The 13,626-nt window shown below is 36.7% G+C and carries 11 protein-coding genes; all 11 read left to right on the top strand.

Annotation, left to right across the window (positions count from 1 at the left end):
- The first annotated feature begins 227 nt into the window (after positions 1-227).
- Positions 228-395 carry a CxxH/CxxC protein gene (locus tag NST74_RS29565; protein WP_076120603.1) on the top strand — a complete coding sequence of 56 codons (168 nt, stop codon included), beginning with the start codon at positions 228-230 and terminating at the stop codon, positions 393-395.
- 398 nt (positions 396-793) lie between these two features.
- Positions 794-1,273, top strand: a complete 480-nt coding sequence (gene rlmH, locus NST74_RS29560; RefSeq protein ID WP_341115779.1) for a 23S rRNA (pseudouridine(1915)-N(3))-methyltransferase RlmH — start codon at positions 794-796, stop codon at positions 1,271-1,273.
- Between the two features lie 192 nt (positions 1,274-1,465).
- Entirely contained in the window at positions 1,466-1,720 is a 255-nt protein-coding gene (locus NST74_RS29555) for a hypothetical protein (RefSeq protein ID WP_341115778.1), read from the top strand.
- Positions 1,713-2,648, top strand: a complete 936-nt coding sequence (locus NST74_RS29550) for a hypothetical protein (protein ID WP_341115777.1) — start codon at positions 1,713-1,715, stop codon at positions 2,646-2,648. Before NST74_RS29555 ends, NST74_RS29550 begins: the two co-directional genes overlap by 8 nt.
- Positions 2,649-2,650: 2 nt before the next feature.
- On the top strand, positions 2,651-3,136 hold the full coding sequence (locus NST74_RS29545; RefSeq protein WP_341115776.1) for a hypothetical protein: 486 nt from the start codon (positions 2,651-2,653) through the stop codon (positions 3,134-3,136).
- Complete coding sequence (locus tag NST74_RS29540; RefSeq protein WP_341115775.1) at positions 3,136-5,169, top strand: hypothetical protein; 2,034 nt, start codon at positions 3,136-3,138, stop codon at positions 5,167-5,169. The genes NST74_RS29545 and NST74_RS29540 overlap by 1 nt, the downstream gene beginning before the upstream one ends.
- A 425-nt stretch (positions 5,170-5,594) precedes the next feature.
- On the top strand, positions 5,595-7,292 hold the full coding sequence (locus NST74_RS29535; protein WP_341115774.1) for a type I restriction-modification system subunit M: 1,698 nt from the start codon (positions 5,595-5,597) through the stop codon (positions 7,290-7,292).
- On the top strand, positions 7,292-8,446 hold the full coding sequence (locus NST74_RS29530) for a restriction endonuclease subunit S (protein WP_341116022.1): 1,155 nt from the start codon (positions 7,292-7,294) through the stop codon (positions 8,444-8,446). Before NST74_RS29535 ends, NST74_RS29530 begins: the two co-directional genes overlap by 1 nt.
- A 74-nt stretch (positions 8,447-8,520) precedes the next feature.
- Complete coding sequence (locus tag NST74_RS29525; RefSeq protein WP_341115773.1) at positions 8,521-11,703, top strand: type I restriction endonuclease subunit R; 3,183 nt, start codon at positions 8,521-8,523, stop codon at positions 11,701-11,703.
- Between the two features lie 205 nt (positions 11,704-11,908).
- Complete coding sequence (locus NST74_RS29520; RefSeq protein WP_341115772.1) at positions 11,909-12,424, top strand: DUF4365 domain-containing protein; 516 nt, start codon at positions 11,909-11,911, stop codon at positions 12,422-12,424.
- Complete coding sequence (locus NST74_RS29515; protein WP_341115771.1) at positions 12,421-13,560, top strand: hypothetical protein; 1,140 nt, start codon at positions 12,421-12,423, stop codon at positions 13,558-13,560. Before NST74_RS29520 ends, NST74_RS29515 begins: the two co-directional genes overlap by 4 nt.
- Positions 13,561-13,626 lie beyond the last annotated feature (66 nt).

Raw genomic sequence — 13,626 nt, 5'->3', positions numbered from 1 at the left:
GATGGAGAGTTTAAAATAATATTTATAGAAAATAGAGAGAGAAGTGATGAGATTCCTTCTGCCCTTCGGGGTGGGAGGAATCTTTTTTTGGTGAAGGGCAAGAATATAGACAATGGATGAACAGATCGCTGGAATGGATAGATAGGAGTTCCATTTTCGTGGGAAGTATGGTAGAACAATAGAAGGAGTATTAGGCCGTAGCGGCACAGAAAGGGATGCTTGGTTGAATGTATGTAGTATGTAAAGAACATGTGGAATTAGCTATTGATTTGTTTGTGGACGAGTATGAAGATGCACCAGATGTAGTGGATTTGAAGGAAACGGAATTCTCTGACTGGGACCCGCCGGCAAAGTGCACCCAATGTGAGAAGAACGCTGAATATTTGGTGGTCTAAGAGACCTTTAAGACTTATAAAAAAACGCCTTGCAGTCCCAAAAGGGCTGTAGGGCGTTTTTGCGTGGAATAAGTATAACGTGAGCGGCTTCAACGTTCCAATCGCTAAATCGACCATGTCTCATCATGCGATAGTAAATAGGGGATGGATTGAACCTAAAGAGACGGGGAATAGGTGGAGGATTCAGGAGATTCCGACTAAGCAGGAAAACGAGGGATCAGGAGATCCAAGGAATTCTTGAGGGAAGGGACCGTTAGGGAATATGCAAGCCCGGTTTATTTCCCGTTTCTTTTTCATCTAAAATGTGATAGAAAAGAAAGTACTTACTAAAACTACAAGGGACGCCTAGTACGCGTCCTTTTGCTATTTCTACAGAGGATCTATAACAGGAGGCACTTATGCTTATTCAAATTATTGGTGTAGGAAAATTGAAGGAAAAGTATTTGATGGGTGGCATCGCGGAGTATGCTAAACGGCTGACACCGTATCTGAAGTTTCAGGTGATTGAGGTGGCAGATGAAAAAGCACCCGACTCTCTGAGCGAGGCAGAAGTCGGTATTGTTAAGGCACGCGAGGGGGAACGCATCCTCGCGCACATAAAGAGCGAAGCGCATGTTATTGCGCTCGCGATCGACGGCAAGCTGTGGAGCTCGGAAGAGCTTGCCGCAGAGATTGACCGGCTCGGTACCTATGGGACGAGCCATGTCGTGTTCGTTATCGGAGGGAGCCATGGGCTCTCCGATGAGGTTATGCGCCGCGCGCAGCAGCGCATGAGCTTCGGGCGCATGACGCTGCCCCATCAGCTCATGCGCCTGGTACTGGTGGAGCAGATTTATCGCGCGGTGAAGATAAATCGGGGGGAACCGTACCATAAATGACGGCTAAATTTATGGCTAAACTAACTGAATCTATAAGCCTCACTGTTTAGGCAATCCAATTAGAAGATAGGTTTAGCTGGAGAAAGTATCTATTCAGTAGAGTTTTTTGAAATAAATTGAACTAAGATATCCTCCGACATATATATGATTAGATATATCTGGGATTAATGGCATATGGTATCATGTACTTAAATGGAAGGTGATTATATGACTTTTTCTGCAATTAAAGATGCAACGAGGTCATTAAAGCAATTATATATTGATGCTAAAGAGGTAGAGGTACTTTTTTTGGATGAGCTTACTGAGACAATTGAAGTTAGGTATGTCAACACGGGTACAGTCACTTTTGTGACAAAATCATCTTTAAGTGAATATAGAATGAAAGCTAAGACTATTGTGTTAGAAGATTTGTTAATTCTTCGATATAGAGAGGTTAAAGATGTATAAAATTGATATAGGTGAGTTTGACGGTAACTCTTGGGAAGCAATAATACAGCGTTGCTTAAAGGATAAATATGAAAATGAACTATATCAAAGAATGCCAGCCAATGTAAGCGGAGATAGCGGTATTGAAGGTTTAACGGTCAACTCAGGAAAAGTATTTCAGTGTTACTGTCCAGAGAGTCAGTACGAGACAAAAGTACTGACAACAAAGCAAATAAGTAAAATTACGACAGATTTAAAGAAGTTAGTTACTTATGAGAAGCAATTAAAGAAGGTACTGGGAGCTCAAAAGATTATGGAATGGCACCTAATCACACCAGAATTTAAGGATAAAAGCCTTGTAGCGCATTGCAGAACTAAGGAGAAAGAATATCAAGTTCTAGATCTAGATCATCTGGACTCTAATTTTAAAGTCTTAATCAAAGAGCATACAGATTTCAGTATTGAGCTTAGGAGACATATGCTTCTGATGGAATATAAAATTGATATTTCCGTTGAAGAACCTAAAAGAATAAACTGGGATGAATGTGACTCTGATCATATTAAAAATTTAAGACGGAAAATTCGTTCGCTTGTTGATATTCAACCAATGTCTGATGAAGAAAAGAATAGAAGAACTGATAAAATTGTAGAAAACTTTGTTTTCTATTTTCAGCGTGGAATGAAGGTTATTGAAAAGTTAGAGGGAAGATTTCCTGAACAGTACAGTAGGTTTAATAGAATTAAACTGGGACTAGGTGAGAGAATTGAAGACGAGTGTTTGTTGTCTCAATTACCTAAAGATAAACTGTACCAAAAAATCCAGCAAGAGCTACTTGACTCACTGATAGAAGGATTAGGAGAAAATTTTGAAAATGCAGGGATTGAACAGTTGTCGAAGAGGATTATTGCAGAATGGCTAATGCTATGTCCTCTTGATTTTGGAGGATAATTATGATTAATGAGCTGGAGTCAATAAAAGAGTATATCACTGACTTAAATTTTACGAATAGACCTATTCATATTACTTATAAATACAGAGTAATATTTCAAGTATCTAGATTAGTGTTAATACTAGGAATGGCATCTACGAAAAGTGGTAGTTCTATTCTAAAAATTCAAATAGTCTCTGATGCCTTAGAAAATGAAACACTGTTTGATTATTTAAATTGGTTAATAAATAATGACGGCTATAAATTCGTTAAAAATTGGAGATATAATCCTTTGTTGAGTAGAGTAGTTAGCTACAGCAATGCTGAGAGGCTAACAGAGTACAGTAAAACAGGGAAGTTGGTTTTAACAGAAAAGGGAGTCGCACTTTTTGAAGAACTTAGTATAGATGAAAGTCTCCTTGCATACGAAAAAAGTCAGCTATCGAAAATAAAGAAGAGGCTATCTGATGCTAAATTATTAAGCATATTGGAGAAAGGTAGTATCTAATGATAAAAATGAATCAGCTTTACATAAGAGTGAATACTGCAGATGAAGTTTTAGAATTTAGAGATACATTTGATTCTGGGCTAAATATAATTAGTTCTTACACTAATACAAAAGGAAAAAGTACTATAGGAGAAACAATCTTGTTTTGTTTAGGATTAGAGGAGATTCTTGGACATAAGAATGAGAGGGCAATAAAACCAGTATTAAGATCACTCATCGAAAAAAATGGTGAAGAGAAAATCGTAGTTCAGTCAGACATTTACTTAGAGATTGAGAATTCTCATGGTGATGTTATTACTATACAACGAAGTCCAAAGCACAATGACAGAAAAGTTAAATTAGTTAGTGTGTATAACTCGACACTTGATGAAGTTGTGAATAAAGAGTGCTCCTTCACTGACTATTTTGTCCATGATGGTGGTGCAGCAAAAAATTTAAGGGGATTCCATGCTTTCCTTGAGAAATTTATTGGTTTGGAATTACCAACTGTTTCAACATATGATGGTGATACTGTTCCATTATATATTCAAACAATTGCCTCGTGTTTTTACATAGAGCAAAAAAAAGGATGGACGAATATCCTTGCAACAATGCCTAATTATTATAAAATTAAGGACTCGAAAAAACGGGTGCTTGAATATGTGCTTGGATTGTCCGTGCTAGAAACGGAGAGAAAATATAATATTGCAAAAGCAAAGTTGAAGCAAACAGAAACTGAGTGGAATGTTGTATGTCAAAGTATTATCTCTCGAATAAGGAAAAAAACAGGGTTCACAATCGAAGGCTTGAAAGAGAATCCGTATGTTATCTCAGAAAATGAAAATCCAATAATTCACTTAAGGGAAGATGATACAAAGATTTTAATTAGAGAAGTGATTAATAAAATTCAAGCAGAAGTTGATGAGCTTGATAATCTGTCTGAACCACTTATTGAAAACAGAAGCGACGCTTTGAATCGTGAGCTAAATGAGCTAAGTGAATTACTTGAAAATTTCTCACTTAAATTAACGGAGACTCGAAATGATTTAGCCCTTGAACAAGAACAATTGGATACTATTGAAGCAAGAATTAATTCAATTAATAAGGATTTAGTTGAAAATAAAGACTTAAGGAAACTTATTAAACTAGGTTCGTTAGAAAATTCAAATATTACAAAATCAAAATGTCCTACATGTGGACAAAGAATTGACGATACTTTATTTGAACAAAGTGATGAATCCAAAGTGATGACAATCGATGAATCGATAATGCATCTCGATAATGAAAAATCTATGCTCCAATTCACTCATAGCGCACAATTTGACTTGGTGCGGTCTAAGAAAGAGTTAATAGTCAAATTAGAAGAACGTATCGAAAATATATCATCAAGAATTCGAATTATCAAATCGGATATGATATCAAATAATAAGGCAATATCACAGAGTTATGTTCAGCAAATTGTGGATCTTAAAGTTATGAAAACAAACTTAATTGAACTTGAAGATGATGTGGATACATTCTGGTTACAACTAAGAAATATAGGGACACAGTGGGCTATTAACAAAGCGAAGTTAGATGAACTCCCATCTAACTTTATCAATAATAATGACAAAAAAATATTGAAAAATTTGAATGAGGAATTTAAACGATTACTTACAAATTTCAACTTTGAATCTACAACTATCAGCAATATTTTTATTGAGGACTATAACTATCTTCCAAGCGTTCAAGGATTTGATCTAAATGCTGACTCATCTGCAAGTGATACCATTCGAATCATTTGGTCATACATTATTGCATTACAGAAGGTCTCGATGAATTATGGTAATAATTTGGGGTTTTTAGTATTCGACGAGCCTGCACAGCAGAATGCTGATCTTAGTAGTGCGAAAGAATTGATGAAGGAACTTTTGAAATTGGGCAAAACCCAACAAGTCTTTGTATTATATAAGATGGAGCAAAACGACGGGCTTCTCGAAGGGTTACCAGAAGGAAGCTACAAGCGAATTCACGCTGATGAGCATATTATTTCATACATCGCTCAGGATGAATAATAAGCACCTAAGGACAAGCTTTGATATCATTGGCTAATTGCGGCTCTCAATGATATTAAATTTAATAAGCAATAATCCCAAGTTTATGCGGGTCGCTCTTCAACAGAGTGATCCTTTTTTATAATCCTTTTCATAAATGAAATTTCGTATCTCTGACTGAAGACACTCGAAGTGTAATATTTATTTTTTGATGTTTGTAAATTATTGATTGGTTTGGTCGATTTGTATATCAAGATTATAGTTTTATTAATCGTAATGTCAGTCTGCAAATATTTACATGGTTGATATATAATAGATGAAGCAAGTTAATATAGATTAAACCCCAATAGAGAATAATGAATTATTTTGAGGGGGAAATAAGTGATTTACTCTTTCTAAATTGGAATAAAATAACTTTTATGAACTGACACCAAAGGGGCTTACAAATGACTAACGAAGAATTCAAAAAACTTAAAGCTGATCTATGGTCAGCTGCAGATCAACTTAGAGCGAATTCTGGACTAAAATCCACAGAATATGCCACTCCTATTTTGGGGCTTATCTTCCTACGTTTTGCTGAGAGCAAATACTCACAATATGAAGTGGAGATTAACGCTGAATATAATAGACTAAAAGGTACCCGGATAGAGCGCGAAGTACATGAAATAGCGATTGAAAAATGCGGATTCTATCTTCCCGATGAAGCAAAATATAACCATCTACTTAATTTACCGGAGAGCGAGAACTTAGCACAGAAGGTAAAGGAAGCTATGGTTGCAGTTGAGAAGTTTACATCAGAGCTTGAAGGAACCCTACCGAAGGACGAGTATTACAACATTAACGGTAAGGAAGACAAGACCGTTTTGAAAAAACTACTTAAGAATTTCAAGGACATTCCAGAGGACATTAGCATAGATCTATTTGGCGAGATATACGAGTACTTTCTTGGGAATTTTGCTCTTGCAGAAGGTCAGGGCGGCGGGGAATTCTTTACGCCATCAAGCGTTGTACGTTACATGGTTGAGGTTCTTGCCCCTACAGGAGGGAAAATATTAGATCCTGCCTGTGGTTCTGGGGGAATGTTTGTCCAGACAGCCCATTACATTAAGGAGCATAAACAAAATGGGAATGATATCAATCTGCGTGCCTATGGTGTAGAAAAGACAGGAGCAACCGTTAAACTTGCAAAAATGAACCTTGCCCTTAATAACATTAGAGGTACAATTACTGAAGCAAACTCTTATTATGTAGATCCTTATGATTGTGTGGGTGCCTTTGATTATGTAATGGCAAATCCCCCATTTAATGTGGATGTAGTAGAGCTTGATTCAGTTAAGGATCAGCTACGTTTTAATACCTATGGTGTACCACAGAACAAAACGAAGAAAGCCAAAAAGGATCAATCTGAAACTGTGCCGAACGCTAATTATCTTTGGATCAATATGTTTGCAACCGCTCTTAATGAAAAGGGGCGTGCAGCCCTTGTTATGGCGAACTCTGCATCTGATGCAGGTCATAGCGAGAAGGATATTAGGAAGAAGCTCATTGAAGAAGGGTTAATCAGTCAAATACTAACCATGCCCAAGAACATGTTTAGTACAGTGAGCTTACCTGCAACGCTGTGGTTCTTTGACAGACAGAAGAAGAAAAAGGATGAGATCCTATTCATTGATGCAAGAAACGTGTTTACTGTCATTGATAGAGCGCACGTTAAATTCAGTGACGAGCAAATAAAGAATCTAGGCATCATCTCAAGACTATATGAGGGTAAAACAGAAGCCTTTGACAGCCTTATTAATGAATATAAGATTAACCTTGAAAATGCTGAAAAAGAAAGTGACAAGACATATTGGCAGTCTAATATAGACTGGCTAATGGAACGTTTCCCAGAGGGTAAATATTGTGATGTTATCGGACTTTGCAAAGTTGCTAAGATTGATGGTGAGGACGGAATAGCCGAGCAGGATTATTCGCTTAACCCAGGGCGTTATGTTGGCGTCGTCATAGAAGAAGATGGTATGACGAAAGAAGAGTTTAATGCAGAGATGCTACGAATTAACGCGGAACTGACAGTACTGAACAGCACTTCACAAGAGCTTGAAAGGAAGATAACGGAGAATTTGTTGTCTTTGGTGAGTGAGTGATGTGGCAAGTGAGGAAGTTAGGAGAAATATTTACATTAAAATATGGAAAGGCCCTAACCGCCGAGAAAAGAATAAAGGGGGATTTTAAAGTTTATTCCTCAGGTGGAGTTTGCGGATATTCGGATGATACATTATGCACAAATGGTATAGTGGTTGGAAGAAAGGGTACGGTTGGTAGTGTATATTATAGCGAGACACCTTTTTTTGCGATCGACACAGCATTTTACATTGACGAGTTTCATAACGCAGATAAAAAGTTCGTTTATTATTACTTAAATACATTACATCTAGAGTCATATAATAATGATGCTGCTGTGCCGGGACTTAATCGGAATTTAGTTCATAAATTAAAGGGTAATATTCCACCCCTACCAATCCAAAAAAAAATAGCAGACATATTATCTGATTATGACGATCTAATTGAGAATAACAACCGTAGAATAGATCTGTTAGAGCAAGTTGCTCAGCAAATATTTAAGGATTGGTTTATACGGTTCCATTTTCCTGGCTACGAAAAAGCCCATTTCATAAAAGGGATACCGGATGGATGGGAAGTGAAAAGGTTTAGTGAAATGTTAGAAATAATTGATGGTGATAGAGGCGTTAATTATCCTAATCAAAACGAGATGCTTGATGAGGGATTTTGTCTTTTTTTGAATGCAGGAAACATTACATCTAATGGATTTGATTATTCCAAAAACAATTTTATTACACAAGAAAAAGATAGTAAGCTGAAAAAAGGAAAGTTAAACAGGAATGATATAATTATAACAACTAGGGGAACTGTTGGTAATGTTGCTCTTTATAATAGTTTAGTTCCATACGATAATGTTAGAATTAATTCTGGAATGGTTATTATTAGACCGAATATTAGCAGCATAAACGTATCATTTTTGTATTTATTGTTAAGGAGTAGTTCAGTTCAGCAGTTATTTAATTTGTTTTCTTCTGGCTCTGCTCAACCACAGCTGCCTATAAAGGATATGAAACGGATCAAAGTTTTGCTTCCTTCAAATGAACTCCTAACTGCATTTGAAGCTGTAGTTAAGCCGATCCTTGATAGCATAAGTAGTAATAAGGTTAAAAACCAAAATTTAATTAAACAACGCGACCTTTTGCTCCCACGCCTAATGAGTGGAAAGTTGGAGGTTTAGTAGTGGGTAATCTGAAGTATTAAAGTATTGAGGAATCCTCGGTACTTCAATAAAACAGTTTAGGGGGAATCTAGATGGCACGAATCATTACAGAGGATATGATTGAGCGGGCTTCGATCAAAATGCTGGTTGATTCTCATGGCTACGACACAATGAATTGCTATACACCGGAAAGGGAGACTCTACCTGATGGAACAGGAAGAGATAATAAGAAACAGGTTGTGTTGCCGAACATCCTGCTTAATAAATTGTGTGAAATCAATCCTACGATTCCTGTAGAGACGATCAGATCTGTTGCTGCTACATTACAGGTTACCCCCTATACTGCTGATTTAATGTCTATTAATTGTGCAAACTATCAAATGCTTAGAACGGGCATCACTGTCCAATATGAAGTGAACGGCAAGCAAGAGAGCAACATCCTCAACATCATTGATTACAAAGTACCGCTAAATAATAACTTCACCGTTGTCTCACAAATGTGGATCAAAGGTGAAGTTCATTGGCGGCGGCCTGACTTAATCATTTTTATTAATGGCTTGCCGCTTGTGTTTATTGAACTTAAAAACTCCACTATATTAGTGAAGAACGCTTACGATAAGAACCTAACTGATTATCTAAAGGATATTCCCTACCTATTCAACTACAATCAGATTTGTGTGCTATCGAATGGTATGGAAACTCGTGTAGGTAGCTTTCAAGCGGGATATGAGCACTTTTTCGAATGGCTAAAGGTAGATAGTGAAAAGGAAAAACCAGATAGAGACCAGATCAAGGAAAATGGCATTAGTATTGAATATTTGATCAACGGACTTTTAAAGAAAGAAACACTCATTGATTACATAGAAAACTTTATACTGTTTGACCGTAAGCGAACGAAAATAATAGCTAAGAATCATCAGTTCTTGGGCATTAACAGTGCGTTTGATGCCTTCATCAATCGTGAAAGCTTAAAGGGTAAGCTTGGTGTGTTCTGGCATACACAGGGTAGCGGTAAAAGCTATTCGATGGTTATGTTCGCACGCAAGATAAAGCATAAGTGCGAAGGGAACTTTACGTTTTTGATCGTTACTGACCGTCAAGACTTAGATGACCAAATCTATAAGAACTTCCTAAGAACGGATTTTATTGCGAAAGATGAAGATGTTCGTCCTGCCAACAGTACTAAATTGCGTGAACAACTCACTACAAACAAGACGATTCTGTTTACACTAATCCATAAGTTTAGATACGATAAAGGCAAACGATATCCTGTATTATCTGAGCGAAAAGATATTATTGTTATGGTGGATGAGGCCCACAGAACGCAGTACAAAGACCTTGCGGAGAATATGCGAAACGGTCTGCCCAATGCACAGTTTATAGCATTTACAGGAACACCTCTACTTGGAAGCAAGCGCTTAACGAATTCTTGGTTTGGTGATTATGTCAGCGAGTATAATTTTGCTCAGTCGATTGAAGATGGTGCAACTGTACCACTGTATTACACGAAACGTGTTCCAACTGTTGAACTGAGGAATGATTTTCTGGACTCCGATTTCTCGGAAATCTTAGAACAAGACAATTTAACGGATGAAGAACAAAAGCGTTTGGAGAACCACTATGCAAGAGAGCTCGAAGTTATTAAGCGTGATGACAGACTTGAAATTATCGCTAAAGATATTGTGTACCATTTCCCACGACGAGGCTTTCTTGGTAAGGGAATGGTTATCTGCGTCGATAAATTTACAGCTGTTAGAATGTACGACAAAGTAACTTACTACTGGAAAGAAGAGATCAAACAGCTCAATAAAGAAATTACAAAAGAAAAAGACGAGGTAAAGCGTCTTGAATTAAAACAGATTGTTGATTATATGCGTAGTGTGCAAATGGCGGTTATTATTAGCGAAGAAGACAAAGAAGAAGAAAAGTTTGCAGCTCAAGGCCTTTCTATCAAAAAACATAGAGATGTTATGATTGCCGTTGATGAGAACGGTTTTGATATTGAAGATCATTTTAAGAATGAGAATCATCCGTTCCAACTTGTATTTGTCTGCTCTATGTGGCTAACCGGTTTTGATGCCCCTAGTGTATCTACCATGTATTTGGACAAACCGATGAAAGGGCACACTCTAATGCAGGCGATCGCAAGAGCAAATCGTGTGTTCCCAGGGAAGGATAACGGTTTTATTGTTGATTATTTGGATGTATTTAAATATATGAAGCGAGCTCTTGCGGACTATGGTACATCAGAAGAAGAAGATATGCCTGTTAAAGATATTGAGAAGCTAGTAGATCTTTTAAACCAAGCCATTGAGAATACCACTATATTTTGTGCTGCCCTAGGAATAGACATTAACGAATTAGTTACTACAAATGATACCTTCAAAAAGCTGGACTTATTTGATTGCTTTGCAGACACTATTTTACAAAATGATGAATGGAAAAATGAATTCAAAGTATATTCCAATACAGTAGAATTATTATATGAGTCCCTCCGTCCCGACATATTTAAGATGGATTGGAACAATCCACTGAAAGAAGCTATCCTCTACTTAAGAGGAATTATTGAGGGTAAAATAAGACCTGAGAAATTAGAAGAAGCACGTAAGAAAATCGATGCACTGCTGGACCAAAGTGTTGTTGCAGAACAAGCAGCAGTGTATGAAATAGCAAAGACATCAAAGGAGATTGACCTTTCTAAGCTAAATATTGGCGAGTTAAGAGAGCAATTTAAAAAGATTAAATATAAGAATATTGAAATTGCAAATCTAAGGGATTACATCTCAAAAAAGCTTGAGCAGATGTTAAAGAAAAATATAACAAGAAGTAACTTCGCTGAAATATTCCAGAACATCATTGATAATTATAATGCTGGTGGCTCAACGAATGATGATTTCTTTGAAAAACTATTAGAGTTTATGGAAAGTTTAAGGGCAGAAGAGGAACGACACATAAAGGAAGAATTAACTGAAGAAGAACTCGAAATATTTGACTTGCTATGTAAAGAAAAGTTAACTGCAACGGAGGAAAAGAAAGTTAAGCTTGCGGCAAAAATGCTGTACGAAACCCTCATACAAAAGAAGTCGGAGCTTTTTGTAGTCGGCTGGCATAATGACCCTCAACCAAAAGAAAGGGTTAAGAGCGAAATAATAAGAGTGTTAAATAGCTTTTTACCAGATAGTTATGAAAGAGATGTCTTTACATTAAAGAGCAACATTGTATATGAGCATATCATAGACCAAGCCATCACAGGTTTTGGATGGATGGCAAGCTAAGGCCCTTGGTACTCCTAAATGTTATTAACGAGTAGCTATTTACCATCATATATTTGGCAATATGGTGAGGTGAAATCTTTGACTTAAATTTAATGATTACTTCTCCAAGAAGAAATATCTTTAAGCAACGTTCTTTAGAGGATTATTCAAGCACATATAGAATCTATTAGCTTAGTACTTATATTGTCTAATCGGAGTGAGTATAATGCTAACAGAGGAACATATTAAAGAAGGTCTTAGTAAATCATACGTTTCAGCAATAGCTAATAAAGCAGGAATGAATTGTGAAGTTAATGGTCGTGAGTTTGACTATGGGATAGACGGGTCTCTCATCGATGTTAAGGTAATGAGGGGTGGCAGACGGTGTGAAAGTGGATTTAAAATCGACTTTCAATTAAAATCAACAATAAATGTTGATCTCAAAGAGGATGAAGTGATTTATTCATTGAGTGCCAAGAACTATAATGATTTAGTTGATGAAGAAGTAGGAACCCCTAGAATACTCATCTTGTACTATCTTCCCGAGCTCCCTGAGGAATGGGTTACTGTAACAGAAGATAATTTGATAATGAAAAATTGTGCATGGTGGTGTTCATTACACGGGGAAACACCTACTACTAATACGTCATCTGTGAACATACGTATACCAAGAAATCAAATTTTAACGGTTGATGAAGTAAGTAGACTTATGGCTTTAGTGAAGGAGGGTGAGCAGATATGAATTTTTCTGATGATTACAGTACAATATCCATTCCTAGTATTGTTAGATATCTTAAGTTACAAGGTTGGGATAAAAGGAATGATTTTCCATCAGATAAACAAATCGTTTTTGATGGTCCTGAGGATATGTACGGTGATAGAATTCAAGCTGTTATCCCTGCTAACACGAGATTTAAAGATTATCCCGTTCGTGTTAAAGAACTTATTTACTCATTAAGTGAAATTGAAAATCGACCAATGAAAAATGTTCTCGCTGATATATCTAACCCTAGTATTGATCGACTTCAAGTTAGAGTACTATCAGATTTTTCAAGGGATGGAACACTACCTTTTAGTTATGCAGCAAAGTTGATTAATGGGTTAAAGGATTTATTAATAGCTGCCGCGTGTGTAGAAGAAAATCCTCAACCATTTTATAGAAGAGCTACAAAAGTAGGGATCAATTATGCTGACAATTGTAGGTTCGGACAAACAAAAGCAGGTAGTTTCATTATAACAATCGAGTCTTTGGTACCTTCGTATACACAGCTATCTTTGCCAATGCGAGAATTACCGCCGGAAACCGAGCACTTCAATCGCAGAGTTATTAAACGTATTCAAAGGGGTATTGGCCTAGTGGAAAAGTCAGTTAATGAGGGCGATATATCTCCAATTATTGATGATTTCAAGTCGGGCTTGAACGCAAATATGTGCGAGGCTTTATTAGGCTTGAAAATTGACCAATCAGATATTGATCTTGAGTATAGTGTTAACTGGTCGATGAGTATTCCCAGACCTGATGACATTCCAGATAGGGTAAAAATTGAAAAAGTAGGATTTGATTACTTAGAAAGTGCTGCTAAGGTTTTAAGAGACTCGGGCGAATCTGTTAAAAGAGAAATTATTGGAAAAGTTATAAAGCTATCAGCATTTGATTTAGAGGAAGATGACGAAGGAGATTCTAATAATAGATTGGTGACCATTAAAACTGAAATACATGAAAAACAGATCAAGGTTAATGTACCTTTAAATATTACTGAATATAAATTAGCATGTGATGCTCATAGAGATATAAAAGATGTGCAAGTTGAAGGAATGTTAGAGAGAGTAGGCAATCAGTGGCAGTTAATGGCACCTGAAAATTTTCAAGTTTTATGATGATTCCCCTGTACTTTACTACTGGTACCCGACCAGCGAGCATCACAAAAATGCAAATATTGAGAA

This window comes from Paenibacillus sp. FSL F4-0125, from assembly GCF_038008565.1.
In the GTDB taxonomy this organism is placed as follows: Bacteria; Bacillota; Bacilli; order Paenibacillales; family Paenibacillaceae; genus Paenibacillus_AQ.
The sequence above is the reverse complement of the archived record's forward strand: the minus strand, read 5'-3'. Positions and strand labels throughout refer to the sequence as shown.